Annotated in this window: 23 protein-coding genes and 1 tRNA gene; 11 read left to right on the top strand and 13 right to left on the bottom strand. The window is 71.5% G+C overall.

The window, feature by feature from the left end:
- Window positions 1-28: 28 nt before the first annotated feature.
- A complete protein-coding gene (locus B0I32_RS60420; RefSeq protein WP_245956345.1) occupies window positions 29-2,035 on the bottom strand; it encodes a serine/threonine-protein kinase in 2,007 nt (668 codons plus the stop codon).
- A 73-nt stretch (window positions 2,036-2,108) separates the two neighbouring features.
- Entirely contained in the window at window positions 2,109-3,110 is a 1,002-nt protein-coding gene (locus tag B0I32_RS40945) for a hydroxyacid dehydrogenase (protein ID WP_106248906.1), read from the bottom strand.
- 467 nt (window positions 3,111-3,577) lie between these two features.
- Here B0I32_RS40945 and B0I32_RS40940 point away from each other — a divergent pair, with 467 nt between their 5' ends.
- The 3 genes from B0I32_RS40940 (at window position 3,578) to B0I32_RS40930 (ending at window position 6,455) form a co-directional block, all read left to right on the top strand.
- A complete protein-coding gene (locus tag B0I32_RS40940; protein WP_106248904.1) occupies window positions 3,578-4,678 on the top strand; it encodes a winged helix DNA-binding domain-containing protein in 1,101 nt (366 codons plus the stop codon).
- Between the two features lie 68 nt (window positions 4,679-4,746).
- Entirely contained in the window at window positions 4,747-5,502 is a 756-nt protein-coding gene (locus B0I32_RS40935; RefSeq protein ID WP_245956344.1) for an IclR family transcriptional regulator, read from the top strand.
- Window positions 5,499-6,455, top strand: a complete 957-nt coding sequence (locus B0I32_RS40930) for a sugar kinase (RefSeq protein WP_106248901.1) — start codon at window positions 5,499-5,501, stop codon at window positions 6,453-6,455. Before B0I32_RS40935 ends, B0I32_RS40930 begins: the two co-directional genes overlap by 4 nt.
- 104 nt (window positions 6,456-6,559) lie before the next feature.
- On the opposite strand, the gene B0I32_RS40925 is transcribed toward B0I32_RS40930, so the two are convergent.
- Window positions 6,560-7,213, bottom strand: coding sequence for a hemerythrin domain-containing protein (locus B0I32_RS40925; RefSeq protein ID WP_181308344.1), 654 nt, complete (start codon window positions 7,211-7,213; stop codon window positions 6,560-6,562).
- Window positions 7,214-7,280: 67 nt separating this feature from the next.
- Here B0I32_RS40925 and B0I32_RS40920 point away from each other — a divergent pair, with 67 nt between their 5' ends.
- Both B0I32_RS40920 and B0I32_RS40915 read left to right on the top strand, forming a co-directional pair.
- Window positions 7,281-7,655 carry a BlaI/MecI/CopY family transcriptional regulator gene (locus B0I32_RS40920; protein WP_106248898.1) on the top strand — a complete coding sequence of 125 codons (375 nt, stop codon included), beginning with the start codon at window positions 7,281-7,283 and terminating at the stop codon, window positions 7,653-7,655.
- Window positions 7,656-7,728: 73 nt separating this feature from the next.
- On the top strand, window positions 7,729-9,381 hold the full coding sequence (locus tag B0I32_RS40915) for a catalase (RefSeq protein WP_106248897.1): 1,653 nt from the start codon (window positions 7,729-7,731) through the stop codon (window positions 9,379-9,381).
- A gap of 68 nt (window positions 9,382-9,449) precedes the next feature.
- Here the strand turns inward: B0I32_RS40915 and B0I32_RS40910 are convergent, their stop codons facing one another.
- From B0I32_RS40910 to B0I32_RS40890, 5 genes are read right to left on the bottom strand one after another with little or no spacing between them, the layout of a single operon-like run.
- Window positions 9,450-10,370, bottom strand: a complete 921-nt coding sequence (locus B0I32_RS40910; protein ID WP_106248895.1) for a dihydrodipicolinate synthase family protein — start codon at window positions 10,368-10,370, stop codon at window positions 9,450-9,452.
- Window positions 10,367-11,356, bottom strand: coding sequence for an ABC transporter ATP-binding protein (locus B0I32_RS40905; RefSeq protein WP_181308342.1), 990 nt, complete (start codon window positions 11,354-11,356; stop codon window positions 10,367-10,369). The genes B0I32_RS40910 and B0I32_RS40905 overlap by 4 nt, the downstream gene beginning before the upstream one ends.
- Window positions 11,349-13,295, bottom strand: coding sequence for a dipeptide/oligopeptide/nickel ABC transporter permease/ATP-binding protein (locus tag B0I32_RS40900; protein WP_106248892.1), 1,947 nt, complete (start codon window positions 13,293-13,295; stop codon window positions 11,349-11,351). Before B0I32_RS40900 ends, B0I32_RS40905 begins: the two co-directional genes overlap by 8 nt.
- Complete coding sequence (locus tag B0I32_RS40895) at window positions 13,292-14,251, bottom strand: ABC transporter permease (RefSeq protein ID WP_106248891.1); 960 nt, start codon at window positions 14,249-14,251, stop codon at window positions 13,292-13,294. The genes B0I32_RS40900 and B0I32_RS40895 overlap by 4 nt, the downstream gene beginning before the upstream one ends.
- Entirely contained in the window at window positions 14,248-15,855 is a 1,608-nt protein-coding gene (locus B0I32_RS40890; protein ID WP_219912283.1) for an ABC transporter substrate-binding protein, read from the bottom strand. The genes B0I32_RS40895 and B0I32_RS40890 overlap by 4 nt, the downstream gene beginning before the upstream one ends.
- Window positions 15,856-16,045: 190 nt before the next feature.
- On the opposite strand from B0I32_RS40890, the gene B0I32_RS40885 reads away from it, so the two are divergent.
- Window positions 16,046-16,756: a FadR/GntR family transcriptional regulator gene (locus B0I32_RS40885; RefSeq protein ID WP_106248887.1), complete on the top strand. Its 711-nt coding sequence runs from the start codon at window positions 16,046-16,048 to the stop codon at window positions 16,754-16,756.
- A gap of 6 nt (window positions 16,757-16,762) precedes the next feature.
- Here the strand turns inward: B0I32_RS40885 and B0I32_RS40880 are convergent, their stop codons facing one another.
- Window positions 16,763-17,344: an HD domain-containing protein gene (locus B0I32_RS40880; RefSeq protein ID WP_106248885.1), complete on the bottom strand. Its 582-nt coding sequence runs from the start codon at window positions 17,342-17,344 to the stop codon at window positions 16,763-16,765.
- 50 nt (window positions 17,345-17,394) lie between these two features.
- Between B0I32_RS40880 and B0I32_RS40875 the strand changes: the two genes are divergently transcribed.
- The 3 genes from B0I32_RS40875 to B0I32_RS40865 all read left to right on the top strand — a co-directional run bounded on the left by B0I32_RS40875 (window position 17,395) and on the right by B0I32_RS40865 (window position 19,218).
- A complete protein-coding gene (locus B0I32_RS40875) occupies window positions 17,395-18,249 on the top strand; it encodes a DUF4429 domain-containing protein (protein WP_106248883.1) in 855 nt (284 codons plus the stop codon).
- 128 nt (window positions 18,250-18,377) lie between these two features.
- Window positions 18,378-18,809, top strand: coding sequence for a nucleoside deaminase (locus tag B0I32_RS40870; protein ID WP_106248882.1), 432 nt, complete (start codon window positions 18,378-18,380; stop codon window positions 18,807-18,809).
- Window positions 18,810-18,885: 76 nt separating this feature from the next.
- Window positions 18,886-19,218 carry a hypothetical protein gene (locus B0I32_RS40865; RefSeq protein ID WP_106248880.1) on the top strand — a complete coding sequence of 111 codons (333 nt, stop codon included), beginning with the start codon at window positions 18,886-18,888 and terminating at the stop codon, window positions 19,216-19,218.
- Between the two features lie 59 nt (window positions 19,219-19,277).
- On the opposite strand, the gene B0I32_RS40860 is transcribed toward B0I32_RS40865, so the two are convergent.
- The 3 genes from B0I32_RS40860 to B0I32_RS40850 form a co-directional block, all read right to left on the bottom strand.
- A tRNA-Lys gene (locus B0I32_RS40860) sits at window positions 19,278-19,354 on the bottom strand.
- A gap of 79 nt (window positions 19,355-19,433) precedes the next feature.
- Window positions 19,434-20,360: a nucleoside hydrolase gene (locus tag B0I32_RS40855; RefSeq protein WP_106248878.1), complete on the bottom strand. Its 927-nt coding sequence runs from the start codon at window positions 20,358-20,360 to the stop codon at window positions 19,434-19,436.
- Between the two features lie 250 nt (window positions 20,361-20,610).
- Entirely contained in the window at window positions 20,611-21,003 is a 393-nt protein-coding gene (locus B0I32_RS40850) for an OsmC family protein (RefSeq protein ID WP_106248876.1), read from the bottom strand.
- 51 nt (window positions 21,004-21,054) lie between these two features.
- Between B0I32_RS40850 and B0I32_RS40845 the strand changes: the two genes are divergently transcribed.
- Window positions 21,055-21,768: a ferredoxin reductase domain-containing protein gene (locus tag B0I32_RS40845; protein WP_106248875.1), complete on the top strand. Its 714-nt coding sequence runs from the start codon at window positions 21,055-21,057 to the stop codon at window positions 21,766-21,768.
- Between the two features lie 53 nt (window positions 21,769-21,821).
- Window positions 21,822-22,664 carry an FAD:protein FMN transferase gene (locus B0I32_RS40840; protein ID WP_106248873.1) on the top strand — a complete coding sequence of 281 codons (843 nt, stop codon included), beginning with the start codon at window positions 21,822-21,824 and terminating at the stop codon, window positions 22,662-22,664.
- A 50-nt stretch (window positions 22,665-22,714) separates the two neighbouring features.
- Here B0I32_RS40840 and B0I32_RS40835 read toward each other — a convergent pair whose 3' ends face one another.
- A complete protein-coding gene (locus B0I32_RS40835) occupies window positions 22,715-22,990 on the bottom strand; it encodes a hypothetical protein (protein WP_106248872.1) in 276 nt (91 codons plus the stop codon).
- Window positions 22,991-23,072 lie beyond the last annotated feature (82 nt).

Here is a 23,072-nt window from a genome sequence, read left to right as displayed (position 1 = left end):
TACTTTCGGCCGGTTGGTGATCACCCCACTAGTCGCCGACGAGCTTGAGCACCTTGCCCTGGGGGCTGGCCACCAGGTAGCCGCCGCGGCCGTAGTCGTCGGAGGCGTAGACGAGCAGCACCTCCTTCGTGGCGGTGAACACGTAGTTCGGGTCCACGATGACGTAGACCGTCGTGGGGTTGGAGGCACCGAGGTCCTTCGTCGCCCGTTTGATCAGGTTGGGGAGGGCGTTCCAGTTGTACTTGGCCAGGTCCGCCGTGCCGGTGCGCACCTGGCTGCCCTTCCTGGGCTCCGAGACGGCGCCGTCGCGGTAGTCGTAGCTGTCGTAGAGGTCGGGGTCGCGTTTGAGCGGGGCGTCGACGGAGGCGTACGTCGGGTACACGACCATCTTGACGACCTTGGTGCCGCCGATGGCCGGCTTGAGCTTGGCGATCATGCCTCGCATGCCGGCGGGGGTCAGCAGGTTCTCCTCGACGGCCTGCTCGGTGGGGTCGTCCGTCTGGTCTTCCGTTCGGTCGTCCGTCGTGTCGCCCGTGCGATCGCCGGTCGTGTCGTCCGTGGCGGGGACGCGCGGGGTCCTGCCGGTGTTCGGGGCGTCCGACGCCGCCAGCCGGTCGGTCTGGGGACGGCCGCCGCCGAGGTCGCCGATGGCGGGGAGTAAGCGCCATCCCACCACGCCCACCACGACGACCACCGAGACGATCACCGCGACCAGCATCGTCCCGCCGCGCCGGGGACGGCGCCGGTTCATGGTGTCGTGGTGCGAGACCGGCGCCTTGCCCCACGGGCCCCCGTGACCGGGCGGCACGGTGTGCCCGGCCTGAGGCGGCACGGTGTTCCCCGCGTACGCGCCCGGCCCCGCCCCGGACGGCCCTGATCCAGGTGGCATCGGCCCGCCGGCGTTCCCGCCGGGCGGGAAGGCCGCCGCGCCCCACCCGGGACCACCGGACTGGACACCGGCGCCATGGGGACCGGCACCTTGGGGACCGGTGCCGTGGTGGCCGGCACCGTGAGGGCCGGGGCCCTGAGAGCCGACGCCGTGAGGGCCGGAGCTGTAGGGAGCGGACGGCCGCTGGCCCGGCGCTTGGGGGGTGAAAGCCTGCGGGCCTGACGACTGAGGCCCTGACGGCTGCGGGCCGGGAGGCTGTGGGGTGGGTGGATGAGGGGTGGGTGGATGAGGGGTGTAGGGGTGAAGTGGCGGGGGTGTGCGGCCTGATTCGGCCGCGGCCAGCATCCGGTCCAGGGTCTCGGCGTCCGGTCTGGCCGCCGTGTCCCGGGTGAGCAGGGCCGCGAGCACGGGCCCGAGCGGCCCCGCGCGCTCGGCGGGCGGCACGTCGGCGTTGAGCACCGCCGCGAGCGTCGCCAGGGTGGTGGCCCTGCGCAGCGGATGCCGTCCCTCCACCGCCACGTACAGCATCATCCCGAGCGACCACAGGTCAGAGGCCGGGTCGCCTTCCACGCCGTTGATCCGTTCGGGCGCCATGTACTCGGGCGAGCCGATGAACGACCCCGTGGCCGTCAGGCTGGTGGACTCCCGTACGGCGGCGATGCCGAAGTCGGTCAGCACCGAGCGCCCGTCCTCGCGCAGCAGCACGTTGGCCGGTTTGACGTCGCGGTGCTGGATGCCGACGGCGTGGGCCGCCCGCAGCGCGGACAGGACCTCCCGGCCCAGCTTGGCGACCTGCTCGGGCGGCATGGGACCGTGCTGGATCCGGTCCTGCAGCGAGCCGCCGGGGACCAGCTCCATGACGATCCACGGGTAGCCCTGCTCGCCCGGGTCGACGATGTGGTGGATGGTGGCCACGTGCGGGTGGTTGAGCCGGGCCAGCGCGCGGGCCTCGCGCAGCACGCGGGCACGCAGGTCGCGGGCGCCGTCCGGGTCCTGCTCGTCCATCGACGGGTCGGGCGGGCGTACCTCTTTGAGCGCGACCTCGCGGTGCAGGGCCACGTCCCAGGCCCGCCACACCAGGCCCATGCCCCCGCCGCCGAGCCGCTCCACGAGCTCGAAGCGGTCGTCGATCACGCGCTTGTGCATGCGCAGCAGCGTAGGGCCGCGCCGTCGCCCCCGCCATCGAGGGCGGCCGGCCGGCTCTGCTGTCAGGGGGCGGTCAAGCACTGGTGGCGAGTTCCGCGGCGGCCACACCGTACTCGAAGGGCAGCCCCTTGGCGTACCTGACCAGCTCGTCCACGGCCAGGTCGGCGATGCGGGCCAGCTCGCCGCCGAGCGAGCCGGCGATGTGCGGGGTGAGCAGGACGTTGGGCAGGTCGTAGAGGGGCGAGTCAGGCGGCAGCGGGTCCGGCTCCGTGACGTCGATCACGGCGTACAGCCGGCCGGAGGTCAGCTCGGCGGTGAGCGCGCCGGTGTCCACGAGCGCGCCGCGCGCCGTGTTGATCAGCGTGGCTCCGTCGCGCATGCGGGCCAGCCTGGCTGCGTCGACGAGGTGCTCGGTCTCGGGCAGCGCGGGCGCGTGCACGCTGATCACGTCGCACCGCTCGAACAGCTCGTCCAGCCCGACGTGCGGAACGCCCAGGTCCTCGGTCAGGTACGGGTCCGCGACCAGCACGTCCAGGTCGAACGGCCGGAGCAGCTCGATCACCCGCCGCCCGATCCTGGAGGCGCCGATGATCCCGATCGTGCGCCGGTAGTTGCCGATGCCGCTGGACAGCCCGTACACGTCGAGGGGTGCGCGCCTGTCCCGGTAGAGCGCGGCCAGCTCCAGCACCCGCTTGTTCGCGAACAGGATGGAGGCCAGCGTGTACTCGGCGACGGGCTCGGCGTTGGCCGCCGCCGCGGAGGAGACGAGCAGGCCGCGCTCCCAGCAGGCCCGGGTGACGTGGTGCTTGACGGAGCCGGCCGCGTGCACGATCGCCTTGAGCCGGGGCGCGGCGGCCAGCACCTCGGCGGTGACGGGCGGGCAGTACCAGCTGGTGTAGAGCACCTCGGCCGCGGCCAGCGCGGCCGCCACCGCGGGGTCGGCGAAGTCCGCGGCCACCAGGTCGGGGTCCACGTCGGCGACGGCGGTCAGGCGGTCGCGTACCGGGCCGGTGACAAGCCGTCCGGCGATCTGCGGGCTCATGGCGAGCAGGGCCTTGGGCCGGTATTCGGTCATTTCGCTCCCCCGAACGCACATCAGATCAAAACGATCATAACCACGGCGATCCCGGCGGCTCGCGTGCACCCGTGTACCCCCGGCGTGCGCATCCGTGTGTCGGCGACTCGCCTGTACCCGTGTGCCGCCGGCTCGGATCGGGCCACGGCCCGGCCCGGTTCTCCAAGCAGCTCGCCCTCCAGCACGACCAGCCCCGACCGGCCCTCGCAGGCGTGGCCGAGCTGGGCCCGGGGTCATCCCCAGGGCGTTCCCTGATGCGCGCGGCGGAGCCCGCTCATGGCGTCCAACGTGGACGAACGCCCTTGTTCACCGGAAGACCTCGCTCCCCGTGAACCGGCAAGCGCGGGAGGGCGAAATCTCCACAACGCGCGTACCATCGGGCGGTAGAGGCCACACGCCGGCATCCACCGGCGCCGTTGGGGCTATTGCGGCCCGGGACCGGCCGCAATAGCCCCTACCTTGGTGCCATGGATCCCCTCATCAGTCACCGGGCGCTCAACCGGGCCACCCTGGACAGACAGCTCCTGCTACGGCGCACCGTCCGGCCCGTGATCGAGGTCGTGGAGCACCTGGGCGGGCTCCAGGCGCAGACCCCGCACACCTGGTACACCGGCTTGTGGACCCGCATCAAGGGCTTCGCGGCCGCCGACGCGGCCGACCTGCTGGCCTCGCGCGCTCTGGTGCGCATCGCGCTGCAGCGCTCCACCATCCACCTGGTCTCGGCCCGCGACTGCCTGGCCATGCGGCCGCTGCTGCAGCAGGTCACCGAACGCGGGACGCGCACGACGTTCGGCAAGCGGCTGGCCGGGGTGGATCTCGACGAGCTGGAGGCGGTCGGGCGGGCGCTGCTGGAGGAGCGGCCGATGACCTTCGCCGAACTGGGCCGGGCGCTGAACGAGCGCTGGCCCGACCACGACCCGCACGCGCTGGGCCAGGGGGTGCGCTGGCTGGTGCCGCTCGTGCAGGTGCCGCCGCGCGGCCTGTGGGGCAGGAGCGGGCCGGTCGCCCACACGAGCGCGGAGTCGTGGCTGGGCTTCGAGCAGGCCCCCATGACGCCGGCCGAGCTGGTGCGGCGCTATCTGGCCGCGTTCGGGCCCGCGTCGGTGCAGGACGTGCAGACGTGGTCGGGGCTGACCCGGCTGGCCGAGGTGGTCGAGCCGCTCGACCTGCTCAGGTTCAGGGACGAGAGCGGCAGGACCCTGTACGACCTCCCGGACGCCGTCCGCCCCGACCCGGACGTGCCCGCCCCGCCCCGCCTCATGTACGACTTCGACAACCTGTTCCTCTCACACGCCGACCGCTCGCGGGTCATCACCGAGACCGGCCTGGCCGCGTTCCAGGGCTTCATGGGCACCAACGTGATGCCCAGGGTCATCCTGGTGGACGGCGTCACGGCCGGGGACTGGACGATCACCCGGGCGAAGGGCGCCTCCACCCTCGGCCTGCATCTGTGGGAGCCGGTCAAGGACCTGGACGCGGTCGAGGAGGAGGGCCGGCGGCTGCTCGCGTTCCTGGCCCCTGGCGACGCGCACGAGGTCACGGTCTCGGACGGCCCCTCCCGACCCTGATCGCTCGCCCTGTTGTGCAGTGCACAACGACGTGTTGCAGATGAGCATCGGCCGGTATGTTGGGGCGCGTGCCAGAACGTAACCAGTCCGCCTCCCTCAGACGCGCCCTGGCCGTGCTGGAACACGTGCGCGAGCATCCGGGCGTCTCGCTCACGCAGCTGTCCGAGGCCGTGGGCCTGTCCAAGAGCACGGTGCTGCGCCTGTCCGCGCCGCTCATCGAGGCCAGCCTCCTCGAACGCGACCGCGAGACGGGCGCCTACCGGCTGGGCCACGGCACGCTCAGCCTCGGCCAGTCCTACCTGGCCACGCTCGACCTGCGCTCCGTCGCGGCCGAGGAGTCGCACCGGCTGATGAGCGAGGTGCGCGAGACCGTCCACCTGGTCGTCCACGACCCGCCGCACGTCGTCTACATCGACAAGGTGGAGAACGCGGCCAACGTCCGGATGGCCTCGCGCATCGGCAGCCGGGGCGCCCTCCACTGCACCGCGGTCGGCAAGGCCGTGCTGGCCTGGCTGCCCGAGCAGACCGTGGCCGGCCTGACCCTCGAACCGCGGACCAAGCACACGATCACCGACGCCGAGCGGCTGCGCGCGGACCTGGCGCACATCAGGCGGCGCGGCTACGCGGTCGACGACCGCGAGAACGAACCCGAGGTGCGCTGCGTGGCCGCGCCGATCTTCAACCACGACGACGCCGTGACCGCGGCCATCTCCGTCTCCGGCCTCACCTCGCGGATCACCGCCGCGCGGGTGCGCGAGCTGGGACCGCTGGTGGCCGGGGCGGCGGCGCGGATCTCCAGAAAGCTGGGTAGCCAGAAGCGATGACGAGGCCGACGACCGAGCTGGTGACCTTCGGCGAGACCATGGCGTTGTTCGCCGCCAGGCGCACGGGGCCGCTGCGCTTCGCCCGTGACTTCGACCTGGGGCTGGGCGGCGCCGAGTCCAACGTCGCGATCGGCGTGGCCCGCCTCGGGCACGGCACGGCGTGGGTCGGCCGGGTGGGCGCCGACGAGTTCGGCGACCTCATCAGAGCCACGCTGGCCGGCGAGGGCGTGGACGTGCGCGCCATCCCCGACCCGGCCGCGCCCACCGGGCTGATGATCAAGGGCAGGCGCACGGCCGACCTCATCGACGTGCGTTACTACCGCAAGGACAGCGCCGGCTCGCGGCTGTGCGCCGCCGACCTCGACGACGACCTGATCAGGTCCGCCCGGGTGCTGCACGTCTCGGCCATCACCCCCGCGCTCTCGGAGTCCGCGCGGGAGGCGGTACGTCACGCGATCGCCGTGGCTCGGGCCGCGGGCGTGCTGGTCTCGCTCGACGTCAACTACCGCAAGGCGCTGTGGACGCCCGAGGAGGCCGGGGCCTGGCTGCGCGAGGCGGCCGGGAGCGTGGACGTGCTGTTCGCCACCGAGGCGGAGGGCCGGCTCATCGCCGATGTCGAAGGGGCGGAAGAGCTGGCCGAGGCGCTGGCGGGGATGGGGCCGCGGCACGTGCTGATTAAATTCGGCGCCGAGGGGGCGATGGAGCTGTCCGGCGACGTCGTGCGGCGGGCGGAGCCGTACCGGGTGAGCGAGGTCGACTCCGTCGGGGCCGGCGACGCCTTCGCGGCCGGCTGGCTGGCGGACTGGCTGGCCGGGGCCGAGCCGGAGCGGCGGCTCAGCACGGCGTGCGCGGCGGGGGCGTTCGCGGTCACCTCACAGGGCGACTGGGAGAGCCTGCCGCGCCGCGCCGACCTCGACCTCCTGCGCCGCCCCGCCGACGGCGTCAACCGCTGACCACCTGGTTCCGGCGCCCGTGGCGGGCGCCTGAGCCCAGCGCCTGAGCCCAGCGCCTGAGCACAGCGCCGGACGACAGCGCCGGCCGGCAGTGCAGGAAGGCGTCAGGCGGCGCGTACGCGGACGACCTCCTTGCGGTACTGCCGCTTGCCGACCAGCGACCACAGCACCCGGGCGGGCAGCGGCAACAGGGACAGGAACTCGCGCCGCTCCCAGTCGGTGGCGTCCTCCAGCAGCGCGCCGAGCTGGACCAGCAGCCGGTCCTTCGACAGGTGGGAGCGGCCGTACTCGGCGAGCCGGTCCCACTCCTCCTTGGTCACGTGCTCCGACACCAGCGGCAGGATCCGCTCCTCCTCCTGGTCGAGGTGGACGACGAGCTCCCCGTGCAGCAGCTCGACGGTGGCGGCGACCCGCTCGCCGTCCTGAGGGGCGGCGCTCGCCCGCCAGGCGGGCACCAGCCGGCCGAGCGTCTCGATGTGGGCGGCCACCCGCTCGTGCTGGGCCTCCATCGTGTTGACCAGTTCGGCCTCGAACGCGACCCGCCGCAGCAGCAGCGGCCAGAGCAGTTTGTCCTCGGCCTCGTGGTGGTGGTGCAGGCCCTCAAGGACCTCTTCGACGTGGGCGGCCAGCGTGCCGGCCCTGGCGGTGTCCCCGGCGGGCACCTGGCGGATGAGCCCGGGAGCGAGCTTGAGTTCGCGCCGGAACATGCGGTGGACGACCACCATCTCCCAGATGGCGGGCTTGTTGTCAGCAGTCACGCCTGTCAGGGTCGCCCGGCCCGGTTGTGAACCGGTTGTGGCCGGCTGCAACCCGTAGCATGTGGGCATGAAGCGGCCTCTGGGAGAGCTCGAGTCCACGATCATGGACAGGATGTGGTCCTACCGCAGGCCCGCCTCCGTCCGTGACGTGCTCGAAGACCTCCGTACGGAGCGCGAGATCGCCTACACCACGGTCATGACCGTGATGGACAAGCTGCACACCAAGGGCCTGCTCAAGCGCGAGCCGGTCGGCCGGGCCTACGTCTACGAGCCGATCGCCACCAAGGAGGCCTACACCGCGGAGCTGATGCGCCACGCGCTGGCCGGCAGCGGCAACCAGGCCGCCACCCTGGTCCACTTCCTCGAACGCCTCACCCCCGAGGAGGCCACCGCGCTGGAGGCCGCCCTCCAGGTCGTCCCGCCGGGCAGCCGCCGCGGTTAGCGGATCTTTGCCCGTTTCCGTTCCGGCCTTGAGGGCAGGCGGGGAAAACCTCGTCCGGGGGAAGGGAAATGCGATGACAGACGTCTCTGGCCAGGGCTCGCGGCCCGACGACCAGCGTGAGGTGCTCACCAACAGGCAGGGGCACCCGGTCTACGACAACCAGAACCAGCGCACGATCGGCCCGCGCGGGCCGGCGACGCTGGAGAACTACCAGTTCCTGGAGAAGATCAGTCACTTCGACCGGGAACGCATCCCCGAGCGCGTGGTGCACGCGAGGGGCGCGCTCAGCTACGGCTACTTCGAGGCGTACGGCAAGCTCGGCGACGAGCCGATCGCCCGCTACACGCGCGCCAAGCTGTTCCAGGAGGCGGGCAAGCGCACCGACGTCGCCCTGCGCTTCTCCACCGTGATCGGCGGGCGCGACTCGGCCGAGACGGCCCGCGACCCGCGCGGCTTCGCGATCAAGTTCTACACCGAGGACGGCAACTGGGACCTCGTGGGCAACAACCTGGCGGTCTTCTTCATCCGGGACGCCATCAAGTTCCCCGACGTCATCCACTCGCTCAAGCCCGACCCCGTCACCTTCAGGCAGGATCCGAACCGGATCTTCGACTTCATGTCGCAGACGCCCGAGTGCATGCACATGCTGGTCAACCTGTTCAGCCCGCGCGGCATCCCCGCCGACTACCGGCACATGCAGGGCTTCGGCGTGAACACCTACCGGTGGGTCAACGCGCAGGGCGAGACGCATCTGGTGAAGTACCACTGGATGCCCAAGCAGGGCGTGCGCAGCATGACCGCGGCCGACGCCGCCGCCGTGCAGGCGGAGGACCTGGGGCACGCCACCAAGGACCTGTACGAGGCGATCGAGCGCGGCGACTTCCCCGAGTGGGAGTTGCTGGTGCAGGTCATGAGCGACGACGAGCACCCCGAGCTGGACTTCGACCCGCTCGACGACACCAAGACCTGGCCGGAGAACGACTTCCCCGCGCTGCCGGTCGGGCGGCTGGTGCTGGACCGCAACGTGGAGAACCAGTTCGCCGAGAACGAGCAGGCGTCGTTCGGCACCGGCGTGCTCGTGGACGGGCTCGACTTCTCCGACGACAAGATGCTGGTCGGGCGGACGTTCTCCTACAGCGACACGCAGCGCTACCGGGTCGGCCCGAACTACCTGCAGCTCCCGGTCAACCAGACGAAGGCGACCTGCCGGACCAACCAGCGCGACGGCCAGATGACGTATTTCGTCGACTCGGCCGGCGAGAGCCCGCACATCAACTACGAGCCCTCGCTGCGCGACGGCCTGCGCGAGGCCCACTATCCGCATCCGGACGAGGTCGGCCCGCAGGTCAGCGGCCGGCTCACGCGCAAGCGGATCCCGCGGACCAACGACTACAAGCAGGCCGGTCAGCGCTATCTGCTGATGGAGGAGTGGGAGCGCGACGATCTGGTGCTCAACTTCGTCACGGCTCTCAAGCAGTGCGACCGGGCCATCCAGGAGCGCATGGTCTGGCACTTCCTGCTGGTCGAGGACGACCTGGGGCTGCGGGTGGGCGAGGGTCTGGGCATCACGCCCGACGACGTCGCCGGCCTGGAGCCGCTGCAGAGCCAGGACCTCACCGACGAGGACCGCGACCGCCTGGCCAAGCTGGGCAGGAACGGCCCCCGTGACGTCGAGGGCCTGAAGATGACGCACTGCGTGCCGAACGAGCGGGCCACGCACGCCTGACCCGCCGTCCCTTCACGTCCGCCTCTCCCTCCGGGGAGGCGGGACGTGAACCCCCTGAGAACAGGCCGTCAGAGCAGGCCGGCACCGGCCAGCAGCTTGCCGATCCGGCCGATCTCGTCCTCGTTCAGCGGGATCTGCGGCAGCGCGGTCACCGGGCAGTCGATGACGCCGCGCAGGTGCAGCGCGGCCTTGAACGCGCCCAGCCCCGACGAGCTGCCGCCCATGCGCGCGCCGCCGACGTGCACGATGCCGAACAGCCGGGCCAGGCGCTCCTGCTCCGCCCTGGCCGCCTGCCAGTCGCCGCGCGCGGCGCAGCGGTAGAGCTCGACGTAGCCGTGCGGATCCACGTTCCCGAGTCCGGGCACGACGCCGTCGGCGCCCATCCACAGCGCGGAGTCGACGGTCACCTCGGACCCGGTGAGGACGCTGAAGGGCGGCCGGCGGCCCAGGATGACCGCGCGCAGGCCGCCGTCGTCGCCGCTGGAGTCCTTCACCCCGGCCAGTACGCCTTCCGCGGCCAGTTCGAGCAGCAGGTCCGCGCTCAGCTTGGTGTGCACGGACACCGGCAGGTCGTAGGCGTAGACCGGCAGCCCGGTCCGCGCGGCGAGGGTCCTGAAGTGGGTGCGGATCTCGTCGGGATGCGTCCGCGTGTAGAACGGCGCGGTCGCCACCAGGCCGGCCGCCCCCGCCTCGATCGCGACCCGGGCGTGCTCCAGCACCCGCGGCGTGGTCATGTCGATCACCCCGGCCAGTACCGGCACCTGCCCGGCGACGTGCCCGACCACGGTGTCCAGCACCGTGCGCCGCTGCGCGTCCGTCAGGTACGCCACCTCCGACGACGACCCCAGCACGAACAGCGCGTCCACCCCGCCCCCGACCAGATGATCGACCAGCCGGACCATCGAGGCGACGTCCACCTCGTAGTCGGGGGTCATGGGGGTGCAGACCGGGGGGATTACTCCAGTCAGGGGGGCGGCAGAGGTCGTCATGCATGCTCCTGGATCAGTTCGAGGTCGGTGGCGCCAGCCGCCACCGGGTGATGGCAGTGGAAGAGGTGGCCGTCCTGGGTCTGCGCGGCCGGCCATTCGGCCGCGCAGACGTCGTCCGCCCGCCAGCACCGGGTACGGAACGGGCATCCGCTGGGCGGCCTGGTGGCCGAGGGCACGGCGCCCACCAGCGGGATCGGGTTGATCGGCGAGATCAGCCCGGGCGTGGCCGAGAACAGCGCCCGCGTGTAGGGGTGCCGCGCGCCCAGCGGGACCGCGGCGGCGGGGGTCTGCTCGACGATGCGCCCCAGGTACATGGTCACGACCCGGTCGCTCATCCGGCGTACGGTCTGGATGTCGTGCGAGACGAACACCAGGGCCAGGCCGAGCCGTTCCTTCAGGTCGAGCAGCAGGTTGAGGATCTGCGCGCGGACGGACACGTCGAGCGCGCTGGTCGGCTCGTCGGCCACGACCAGCTCGGGTTCGAGCGCCAGCGCCCTGGCCACGGCCACCCGCTGCCGCTGGCCGCCGGAGAGCTGGCTCGGCAGCGCGTCGGCCGCGCTGGCCGGCAGGCCGACCAGGTCGAGCAGTTCGCGCACGCGGGCGTCGCGCTGGGCGGGGGTGCCGCGCCCGTGCACGTTGAGCGGGTCGCGCAGCACCTGACGGATCGGCAGCCGCCGGTTGAGCGCCGTGGCCGGGTCCTGGAAGATCATCCCCACGCTGGAGCCGATCAGCGCGCGCCGCTCGGACTCCTTCAGCCCCCACAGCTCGCGCCCGCGGAAGGTGACGCTGCCCGAGACCGGCCGCTGCAGCCCGACCAGCACCTTGGCCAGCGTGGACTTGCCGCAGCCCGACTCACCCACGATCCCGACCGTCTCGCCGGCGCCGACCGTGAGGCTGGCGCCGGTCAGCGCGTGCACGCGGTCGCGCGCGAACAGGCCGCCCGAGCGGGCCTTGTGCACGACGTGCACGTCCTTCAGCTCAAGCATGCTGCTCACTCCTCACCAGCGCCTGCGCGGGATGGTGACAGGCGACGCGATGCGTGGCGTCCCCGTCCAGCGCCGGGCTCTCGGTACGGCACACGTCTGTGGCCATCGGGCACCGGTCGGCGAACCGGCAGCCGGGCGGGAAGTCGGCCGGAGCCGGCACCACGCCGCGGATCTGGGTCAGCCGCTCGGCCCCCGACTCCAGCGACAGCACCGAGCCGAGCAGGCCCCGGGCGTAGTGGTGGGCGGGCGCCCCGACCAGGGCGGCGGTGACGCCGGTCTCGACGATCTGGCCGCCGTACATGACCACGACCCGGTCGGTCACGTCGGCGACCAGCGCGAGGTCGTGGGAGACGAGGATCAGCGCGAAGCCCAGCTCCTCCCGCAGCTTCAGCAGCAGCTCGATGACCTGCGCCTGGACGGTGACGTCGAGCGCGGTGGTGGGCTCGTCGGCGACGATCAGCTTGGGGTCGCGCGAGAGCGCCATCGCGATCAGCACCCGCTGCCGCTGCCCGCCGGACAGCTCGTGCGGGTAGGAGGTCAGGGTGCGGCGGGCGTCGAGGCCGACGAGTTCGAGCAGCTCGGCGGGGCTGCGCCGGCCGCCGCGCCGGGTGAGCTGCTTGAGCTGGGCCTTGATGGTCATGGCCGGGTTGAGCGAGGAGAGGGCGTCCTGGTAGATCATCGCCATCTCGTGCCCGAGCAGCCGGCGGCGGGCCCGTTTCGGCTCCGCGAGCAGCTCGCGCCCGTCGAAGCGGATGTGGCCGCTGACGCGGGCGTGGCGGGGCTGCAGGCCCATCACGGTCAGGGCGGTCAGCGTCTTGCCGCAGCCCGACTCGCCGACCAGGCCGAGCACTTCTCCCGGGCGTACCTCGAAGCCGATGCCGTCCACGATGTCGACGCCCTCGGCGAACCCGATCCGCAGCCGTTCGACGGTGAGGATCGGCGGGCCCTGCGGCAGCGGGCGGGCCCGCTCGGCCAGCCTGCGCGCGGCCTCGGCCAGTCCCGGCAGCTCGACGACCTCGCCGGAGCCGGGGGTGGCCCGCTCGAAGGCGTCGTCCTTGCGGGCGACCGGCTTGCGCGCGGCCGGGGCGGCCCAGGCGTCGGAGATGCCCTCGGACAGGATGTTGAGCGCGAGCACGGTGACGAGGATCAGCAGGCCGGGGAAGACCGTGGCCCACCAGCCGCCGAGCAGCACCATGTTCTTGCCGTCGGCGATGACGCTGCCCCATGAGGGGTTCGGCGGGCGTACGCCGGCGCCGATGAACGACAGCGACGCCTCGAACACGATCGCGTCGGCCACCATGACCGTGCAGAACACCAGCACCGGCGCGGCGCAGTTGATCGCGACGTGCTTGATCAGGATGTGCGGGGTGCGGGCGCCGATGATGCGCTCGGCGGCGACGTAGTCCTCGCCGTACTGGGCGATCACGTTGGCCCGCACGACCCTGGCCACGGACGGCATGTAGAGGAAGGCCATGGCCATGACCAGCACCGGGATGCTGCCACCGAACACCGCCACGAGCACCGCGGCCAGGGCGATGCCGGGGAAGGCCATGACGACGTCGAGCAGGCGCATGACGGTCTCGTCCACGGCCCGGCGCGAGGTGGCCGCGACCGCGCCGACGATCGCGCCGGCGACCAGCGCGAGCCCGGTGGCGCCGAGGCCGATGATGAGCGACCAGCGGGCGCCGTACAGGAGCCTGGACAGGATGTCGCGGTTGGCGCTGTCGAGGCCCATCCAGTGCTGGGCGGAGGGGCCGCCGCCGGCGGCCTCCTGGAAGTACGGCGAGTGCGGCGCGATCCACGGCGCCAGCAGCGCCGCCAGCACGACCACGGCGACGATGCCGACCGCCACCCACGACAGCGGTCTGAGCCGGCGGAAGCCGACGCCCGGCCTGGACAGGCGCTCGGCCAGTCCTCCTCGCAGCTGGAACCGGTTCATGTGGCGCTCCTGAGGCGGGGATTGACCAGCAGGTAGAGGACGTCGACGATCAGGTTGACGACCATGAAGCCGATCGCGATGGTCAGCACCACGCCCTGGACGACCGCCGGGTCACCGTCGCGGACCGCGTTGATCATGAGCTGGCCCATGCCGGGCAGCCCGTAGATCGTCTCGATCACGACCGTGCCGCCGATCAGGTAGCCGATGCGCAGGCCGAGCACGGTCAGTGGGTTGATCAGGGCGTTGCGCAGCACGTTCCGGCCGACGACCACGATCATCGGCAGGCCGCTGCCGATCGCGGTGCGGACGTAGTCGCGGTCCAGCTCCTCCACCATCGACGTGCGGATGACGCGGATGAGCTGGGCGGCGATCGGCAGCGACAGCGACAGGGCGGGCAGCGTCATCGACCGCAGCCACCCGGTCACCGAGTCGGCCGGGTTGATGTAGCCGCCGGTCGGGAAGAGCCCCTCCCCGACGGCCAGCCACTGGATCATCAGCAGCGCCAGCCAGAACGCCGGCGCCGCCACCCCGATCAGCGACACCACCCGGATCACCTGGTCGGGCCAGCGGTCGCGGAACAGCGCCCCCGTCACGCCGAACGCCAGCGACAGCACCACGGCCACCACCAGCCCGAGCAGCGTGAGCTGCAGGGTCAGCGGCAGCGCGGTCATGACCGACTCGATGACCGGCTTCCTGGTCAGCACGCTGGTGCCCATGTCGCCCTGCGCGAGGTCGGCGACGAAGCGCACGTAACGCACGGGCAGCGGGTCCAGCAGGCCGTTCTCGAGCTGGAACTGGTGGATCTGCTCGGGGGTCGGGTTCGCGCCCTGGAAGTAGGCGTACTCCGGCTTGCTGCTGGAGAAGCGCATGACGATGAACACGAACGCGATCACGCCGAGCACCAGGGGGATCAGGATGAGGAGCCGCCGCAGCAGCATCCGGATGACGAGCGTCATGTCCTCTTGGCCTGCAGCAGGGTGATGCCGGGGTACGGCTGGGCGCGGACGCCGGACAGCTTCTTCGGGTCGTAGGCGGTCATCAGCTCGTTGTGCACGACCGGGTAGAGGACGGCCTGCTCAGCCACGAAGTCCAGATATTTGTGGATCAGCTCGGTTCGCTGGGCCTTGTCCGTCTCCTTGCCCGCCTCGTCCATCATCGTGAACAGCTTCTCGGCGTCCTTGGTGCCGTCCCAGTGGGCGTACTTCATCCACAGGCCGCCGGGCACGTAGTTGTAGTGCAGGATCAGGTCGGCGTCCATGCCGAACTGGTTGGGGTTGGATGCCGCGGCGACGGCCTGGTAGTCCTGCATCTGGTCCATCTTGGTGAACAGCGCGGCCGTGTCCTGCGGCTCCAGCGTGGTCTTGACGCCGACGGCCTCCCAGGAGGCGGCGATCGTGGGCAGGCAGTCCACCATCCAGCTCACGTTCACCGCCATCAGGTTGATCGTCAGGTCGGTGACCCCCGCCTCCTTCAGCAGCGCCTTGGCCTTGTCCGGGTCGTAGTCGTAGACGACCGAGGCGCGCTGGTGGTCGGGGTGACCCTCGTTGAGGAAGGAGCTGGAGGCGGTGCCGTGGCCCTTGAGCGCCACGTCGATCATCTTCTGCTTGTCGATGGCGTAGTGCAGGGCCTGGCGCACCCGTACGTCGTCGAACGGCTTGGTGCCGGTGTTGAACATCAGGAACATGTGGTTCATGCCCTTGCCGCCCTCGACCGTCAGGCCCTGCTGCTTGAGCTGGTCGACGTTGGCGTACGGGATGTTGTCGGCGATCTGCGCCTCGGCCGAGCCGCCGGAGATCTTGGCCACGCGGGCGGCGGCGTCCACGATCGTCAGCCAGTTCATCTTCTTGACCGTGGCCGGGCGCGGCCCGTTGTAGCGGTCGAACGCCTCGAACGCGGTGTTGGACTTCGGGTTGTGCGCGGCCAGTTTGTACGGCCCCGACCCCACCGCCTTGCCGCCCTTGGCCTGGTCCCAGGCGCCCGGCTGGCCGAACACGTGCTTCGGCATGATCTTGGCGATGGTCAGCCGCGGCGCCGCGTCGGGGAAGGCGTACTTGAACACCAGCTCCACGTTCTTCTCGTCCACCTTCTTCACCTCCTTCAGCCAGGTCCTGAAGAAGTTGCCGATGAGCACGTTCGCCTCGGGGTCGAGCACCCGCTCGAACGTGAAGACGACGTCGTCGGCGGTGACGGGCTGCCCGTCGTGCCACGTGGCGCCGTCCCTGAGGGTGAACGTCCACGTGGTCGCGTTCAGGTCGGACGGCAGCGCGGTGGCCAGCGCCGGGTACGGCTCGCGGGTGATCGGGTCGGTGTCGAGCAGGCCCTCGTAGACGTGGTTGATCCCGGCCATGGCGAAGGCCGAGGCCGTCTGGGTGGGGTCCCAGCTCTGGTCGTTGCCGTACCCGATGACGGCGGTGATGAGGTCCTTGTCGGATCCGGCGCCGACCGACCCGGTCGAGGCCGGGCCTCCTGAACAGGCGGAGAGCGTGGCCGCGATGAACGCCGCCGCCCCGCTCGCCCCGCTGTAACGCAGGAAGTCGCGGCGGCTGAACTCAGAGCTCACGGATGCCTCCAAGGGGGATGATGTCGCGCGCTGGCGCGCGCTCCTTGCGTTCGCCCGGTGAACGCCGGCCGAATGTAGAACGTGGGACATCCCATGTCCTATGTTGTGCGTAAAGTGGACGCTAAACGCCGCACCTGCGTCAGGTCAACGGAAGATTTCCGGATTGTTACCTACGACGAAAGGAACCTTCATGACCACAGTCCCGCGCCCGGCGCGCCCCAGCCGCGCCGTCGAGGCCCAGGAGGGCGTCAAGGACCTCATCGTGCGGCGCGGGCTCATCGCGGGCGACCCCCTGCCCACCGAGTCGGAGCTCATGGAGGAGCTTCGCGTCAGCCGCAACTCGATCAGGGAGGCGCTGAAGGCCCTCCAGGCGGTGGGAATCGTGGACATCCGCCATGGTTTCGGGATGTTCGTCGGCCGGATGTCCCTGGCGGGCCTGGTGGACGAGCTGACCTTCCACAGCCGCATCACCCTCCAGAACGGTGCCAACCACCTGGCCCACCTGATCGACATCCGCGAGATCCTGGAGAGCGGCCTCGTGGTGCGGCTGATCGAGCTCGGCCCCGACGCCGACCTGACGCCGGTGGCCGAGGTCATGGCCAGGATGGAGAGCGAGGCGCGGGCCGGCCTGGTCTCCCCCGAGACCGACCGGCTCTTCCACGACCTGCTCTACCGCCCGCTGGGCAACCCCCTGGTCACCACGCTGCTGGGCGCGTTCTGGGACGTCTACTACCAGCTCCGCGACGCCTTAGGAGCGCCGGACGAGCCCGCCGCCGACGTGGCCAGACGGCACCGCGAGATCTACGCCGCCGTCCTCGCGGGCGACCGCGCCGCCGCGCAGGTCGCCGTGCAGGCCCACTTCCTGGGCGTACGCAACCGCGCGGCCCGCATCGAGGGGTGACGGCGCTCAGGCGGGCCAGCGCTCCACCCGCCGCCAATGCCCCCGCCACTCGCTGAACCACTTCGCGTACCACGGATGCGCGCCCGCCAGCGGCATGACGTACGCGACCGTCTCCATGTAGTAGCGCCGCTGGAACCGCCACGGCATCCGCTGCAACTCCTGCACGTTGCTCACCCGATCGGACAGCTTGACCAGCACGGCCCCCTGCGGCGCCCGGACCAGCGAGGCGAGATAGTCGACCTTCGCCCCGCCGCGGGGCTTGGTCACCCACCGCACGAGCGCCGCCACCTCCAGCCCGAACCTGCGCGCGATCTCCGCCTCGGTGCAGGACGTGTCCTCCAGCACGTCGTGCAGCACGATCGCGACCAGCACGTCCCGGTCGACCAGCCCGGCGCCCGCCACCGCCACCTCCAGGGCCTCCAGCAGATGCTCCAGGTACGGGCGCCCGGTGGGCCGCTGCTGCACCCCGTGCCGGCGCCCGGCGAACGTGACCGCCTCACGCAGGTCACGCACCGTGGGCTCGGGCAGCGCCGCGCTCAGGGGGCCCTCCGCGTGCGCCCAGGACGGCCAGCTCGTGAAGATCTCCATCGGGCTCCTTCGTCTGCGATCGTGCCGCGAGCGTGTCCTAGGCTGAGAATATGGCCGAGATCGCCGTCCCCGACGGGTCATGGACGTTCGACGGGGAGATGCTGCGCATCGTCCCCGGCAGCGACAAGGACGTCGACGAGCTGCGCAGGACGCTCGGCGAGGTGAGCGTGCCGCTGGAGGCCATCGCCGGCGTGACGTTCGAGCCAGCCCGCAAGGGCGGCCACCTGCGGTTGCGGCTGCGCAAGGGCGCCGACGCACTGTCCGACGTCGTGGCCGGCACGCTGACGCCGCCCGCCGACCCCTACCGGCTGGCCGTGCCGAAGACCCGCGTGGGCGCCGCCGAATACTTCGCCGACGAGATCCGCGACACCCTTCTCGTCAACCGCACGCCCGCCGGCCCCTGCGACGGCTACCTCTTACGCGTCCCCGACGTGCCCGTCTCCGCCACGGCCGGCGACGGCACGGCGCTCTTCGACGGGGAGCGGGTGCGGCTGGAGTGGACCGGGTGGGCCGGGTCCGAGAAGGAGAAGGCGGGGCCGCAGGAATACCCGCTGTCCGGCCTGACCGGCGTGGAGTGGAAGCCGCAGACCGGCATGAGCTACGGCACGCTGCGCTTCCGGGTCAAGGGCGAGGGCCCGGTGCAGCAGCCGCAGAAGGACCTGCGCTGCGTGTCGTGGGGCATCCAGCGCTTCGGCGGCTCGACCGCCCTGGTCGCCGCCGCCGTGCTGGCCCGGCTGCCGCGCGAGGCGCCGGAGCCGCCCGCGCTTCCGGTGGCCGACGACGTCCACGACGCGGTCCTGCGCCGGCTGGCCGAGCTCGGCCGGCTGCACCAGTCGGGCGTGCTGACCGACGAGGAGTTCGCGACGGCCAAACAGGCCATGATCCGCCGCCTCCAGGAGTCCTGACCCGCAGGCGCAGGCCATGATCCGCCGCCGCCGGGGAGTCGTGAGCGGCACGCTGTGAGCCTCTCGTGGCAGTCTGGTCACCTCACGCGAACCGTGAGATCCGTACCACCCGAGGAGCGAACGACACCGTGACCCACGACGAGGAGAAGCTGCTGCGCCGCGCGATCGAACTGGCCGCGCAGGCCCGGGCGGGCGGCAACCCGCCGTTCGGCTCGCTGCTGGCCGGCCCCGACGGCGCCGTGCTGGCCGAGGAGCGCAACAGCTCGCTCACCGACCGCGACATCACCGCCCACCCCGAGCTCAAGCTGGCCCGCTGGGCCGCCCGCGAGCTCACCCCCGAGGTGGCGGCGGCCACCACGATGTTCACCAGCTGCCAGCCCTGCGGCATGTGCGCGGGCGCCATCGCCCGCTCCGGCCTCGGCCGGGTGGTGTACGCGCTGTCCGGCGAGCAGCTCGACGGCCTCAAGCCGCCCGGCACCGCCTTCACCGACGCCCCCGCCGAAGGCCCGGCCCTGTACGAGGAGGCCCGCGTCCCGGTCGAGGGCTACTACAGCGAATAATCGATTTCCCTTCGGCGACTCTCCGCGTACGATCGGCAACGGAAAGTGATCGTCGATCTCTGGTCCAGGAGGGGCAATGTCCAAGGGAACGCGTATCGCGGCGGCCGTGGCCGGTTCCGTCGCACTGCTGTCGGCGGGGCTCACCGCACCGGCGACAGCGGCGGCGGCCACGGTGCTGCACTGCGACACCTTCGTCCACCACAACGACGACTACGTCGGCATCGCGATGTGCGACAACCCCACCGGCCAGACCTGGCGGTTCCGGGCCGTCGTCACCTGCGGCTGGGCGCCGGACGTCGTCGGCGAGTGGGTGACGCTGCGGCCGCGTGACTCCGGGCAGTCGCAGGGCGCCTGCGGCCGCCTCGGCACCGGCGTCGGCGCCGTCGGCGTCGACGAACGCCTCGTCTGAGGACGCGGAAACGACAACGGGCACTGTCCGAAGATTGGACAGTGCCCGGTGCCGATGGCTGGTGCGCCGCCAGGGACTCGAACCCCGGACCCGCTGATTAAGAGTCAGCTGCTCTGACCAACTGAGCTAGCGGCGCAACAAGGAAAACTCTATCAGCCACCGGACAGTGCCCGCACCGCGTCACCCGCCACTCAGCCGGCCCGCACCGGCCGGCCTCAGCCCAGCCGCACCGCCAGCTTCTCGTACGCCCCCACCACCAGGTCCCAGAACCGCGGCACGTCCACGGCGGTCGCCACCAGCGCGTTGGGCCTGCGGTCCCCGACGTTGAAGTCGGTCACGGTCATGCCCCTGGTGAACTGCCCCACGGTCTCCACGTTCACCACCGCCGGCACGCAGGTGAACAGGGACGGATCCACCACGTACGCCACCGCGCACGCGTCGTGGACGGCCGGCCCGCTCACCTCGGTCACCACCCCGTACGACTGCGCCGCGGGCACGAGCAGGTCGGACAGCCGCCCGAGCGGCCGCAGTCGTTCCAGCACGGCCGACGTCACCGCCGCCGTCAGCGTCACGTCGAGCCCCAGCATGGTGACCGTCCACCCGGCCTCGAACACGATCGCGGCCGCCTCGGGGTCGGCCAGCATGTTGAACTCGGCCGCCGGGTTGTGGTTGCCGCGGGTGTAGGAGCCGCCCATGATGACCAGGTCGCGGGCCCATTCGACGATGCGGGGCTCACGACGTACGGCGAGGGCGAGGTTCGTCAGCGGGCCGACGGCCACCAGCGTGATCTCGCCGGGGGCGGCCCGCAGCGTCTCCACGAGGTAGTCGACCGCGTGCCCGTCGGCCGGTCCCCGCTCGGGCGCGGGCAGCACCACGTCGCCGAGCCCCGTGACTCCGTGGACATGGCTGGCCCTGACCGTGTGCCGCAGCAGCGCGCCCGCGCTGCCCGGCGTCACCGGCGCCTCGTCCAGCCGCAGGAACTCGCGCAGCGCCAGCGCGTTGGCCGTGGTCAGCTCCAGGTCGACGTTGCCGCCCACCGTGGTCACGCCGACGAGGTCGAGGGAGTCGGAGCAGCCGGCCACCAGGGCGAGGGCGAGCGCGTCATCGATGCCGGGGTCGCAGTCAACAACTATCTTCTTCACGTCACCGGAGGATACGCATGGATCGGGCCGGGCAGTTCCCCCAAAGCTGCCCGGCCCGATCGGCGGCGGTCCAGGCCGGCGCTTTCCCCCAAAAGCGCCGACGGGCCCGCACTCGCGAACCGCGGTCCCCCTCCGCGTCCGCTTCGGTGAAGGTCTCTCGGCCAGTCGCAGTGCTCCTGACCTGCTACAACGCTACCGAGACGAATGCAACGCTCGCGTCATAACGGGGTCGAATATCTGTTTAATCCGCCTACGGAAGCTCCAATCGAACCTCCGTGCCCTCCTCCAGCGACCTGCTCACCGTGCAGTACTTCTGGTGCACCCGCTCGGCCACCGCCCGGAACACCTCGTCGGCCTCCTCGGAGGGCAGCTCGACGTCGTACGTGACCGTGACCGGGCCCAGCCGGTTCTGCTCGACCTTCTCCGCGCCGACCGTCATGGCCAGCCGCACCAGCCGATGCCCTCGTTTCGCGGTGAGCGGCTCGACGGTCACGATGTTGCACCCGCCCACCGCCGCCAGCAGCAGCTCGACCGGAGTGAACACCCCTTCCTGGTCGCCGCCACCGATCGCCACCTCGGCGCCACGGGCGTTGGTAGCCCGGAATCCGCCCTCTTCAGTCCGTTCGACACGCACGTTAGCCATGTTTCAGACCCTACTCAGGTTGCTTTCATGTTCGTTCAGCATCGTGAAGGCATGGCTAGCGAGGCGAATGCTCATCAGGGTCCGATCCTCTTCTGGTCCGGGGTCGCGGTCGCCGAGTTCGGCGCGATCCAGCCGGCTTCCGGCTACCCGTGGACCCCGGCCGCCTATCCGGGCGTGGCGCTCGTCGTGGCGCTCGGCTGGCTCAGCGTCAAGGCGGCCGACAGTCTGCGTACGGCGGAGGCCAGGCAGCGGCTGCGCCTCGGGAGCTACCTGGCGGGCGCGCTCCTCGTGGCCCACCAGTTCAGCTCCACCGCCTACGTGACCGGCCCCTTCCGCGTCGGCGCGCTCCTGTTGTACGCGCTGGCTGCCGTGATGGCCGTACGGAGCCACCGCGTCCCCGGCACCGGGCGGCCGGTCCTGCTGATCGCCACCGGGCTCGACCCGCGCGCGTTGCGTGAGCGCCTGGTCCCGCAGGCCGACGCCGCCGGCGACATCGTGGCCGTCTACCGCGCCGACCGCGTCACCGACGAGCTGCGCGAGCTGGAGTCCCGCTTCGGCCTCATCCTCGTCGTGGGCGACGAGCACGACCCCGCGGTCAAGGAGCGGGTGAGCGCCTCCGGGCTGCGCCGGCAGATCCCCGACATCGCCGAGCGCGAAGTGGTGGTGGCCGGGCCGCGCCCGTTCAAGCGGTACGTGGCCGGGGCGTTGTCACGCCTTGCCATCCCGAAGTCACAGATTCATTTCGAAATCGGCCATGGTGTTTAGGCCCACCATACGGCCGGTCTGAGAGCGTGGACGCCGGACAAGGAGGAGGCACGATGACGATCTCTCAGCACGCCGAGTCCACCACGACCGCCTTCATAGCGAGTTCCGACGTCGCGGAGACCGCGGCTTTCCCCGGCAGCGCCCGGGTAGAACTGATCATGGGCATGCCGGTCAGCGTCGACATCCGCACCGCCCTGCCGGCCCGTGAGCTGAACCCCCTGCTGGACGACGCGTTCGCCTGGCTGCGCTGGGTGGACGACACCTTCAGCCCGGTCAAGGAGGACAGCCAGATCGGCCGGCTCAACCGCGGCCGCACCCTGCGGCAGATCCCCGAACTGGTCGAGGTCCTGCACCGCTGCGACGAGCTCAGCGAGGCCACCGAGGGCTACTTCGAGGCCCGCATCGACGGCGTGACCGACCCGTCCGGCTACATCAAGGGGTGGGCGCTCGAACGGCTGTCGCGCGCCCTATCCAACGCCGGCGCCGGCGACCACCGCATCACCGCGGGCAACGACACCAGGGTGCGCGGCTCGGCCGCGCCCGGCGTGCGCTGGCGGGTGGGGGTCCGCGACCCGCGCGACGGCGTCGTCCGCAAGGTCGTCTGCGCCCACGACCTCGGCATCGCCACCTCGGGCGGCGCGCCGGTGGTCAACCCGCGCACCGGCGAGATCCAGGACGGGCTGCGCGCGGTCACGGTCATCGGCCCCGATCTCGGCCTGGCCGACGCCTACGCCACCGCCGTCTTCGCCATGGGGCCCATGCCCGGCCGCCGCTTCGCCGCCGACCTGGCCCGCTCGGGGCCGTACGAGACGATGATCGTCCTTCCGGACGGGCAGGAGGTGACGACGCCCGGCTTCGCCGAGCACGGCGGCGCCCGGTCCCGCCTGGCCGGCTGAGCGCGGACGCCGCCGGGGAGCACCGGAGCGGACGGGACGCCGGATCGGGGTCAAGCGTCGGGATGCTTGCGCAGATAGTCGATGTAGATCGGCCGCAACGCCTCGCCCAGCTTGCCCTCACCGGCCGCGAGAGCGTCGCTGAGCAGCGCCGAGACCTTGCTGAGGTCGTTGGCACTCTCGTTGGGGTGACCGCTGGCGGCCTCGGCGGCCGGGATCACCTTCAGCAGCTCCCACAGAAACCCCAGGTCCCCGTGGCGTACGGCGTAGCGCACCGCCCGTTCGTGCAGCTCGGCGGCCGGCATCGTCTCAAGCCCGTTGGCGTCCATCTCACTCCTCCCCCTGCAGCCTCTTCCCCGATGGGCCCACGATAACCGGCGACTACGCACGGTAACCGATGGGCATCGTAGT

Origin of the sequence: Nonomuraea fuscirosea (assembly GCF_003001935.1) — a bacterium.
GTDB classification, from domain to species: domain Bacteria; phylum Actinomycetota; class Actinomycetes; order Streptosporangiales; family Streptosporangiaceae; genus Nonomuraea; species Nonomuraea fuscirosea.
The sequence above is the reverse complement of the archived record's forward strand: the minus strand, read 5'-3'. Positions and strand labels throughout refer to the sequence as shown.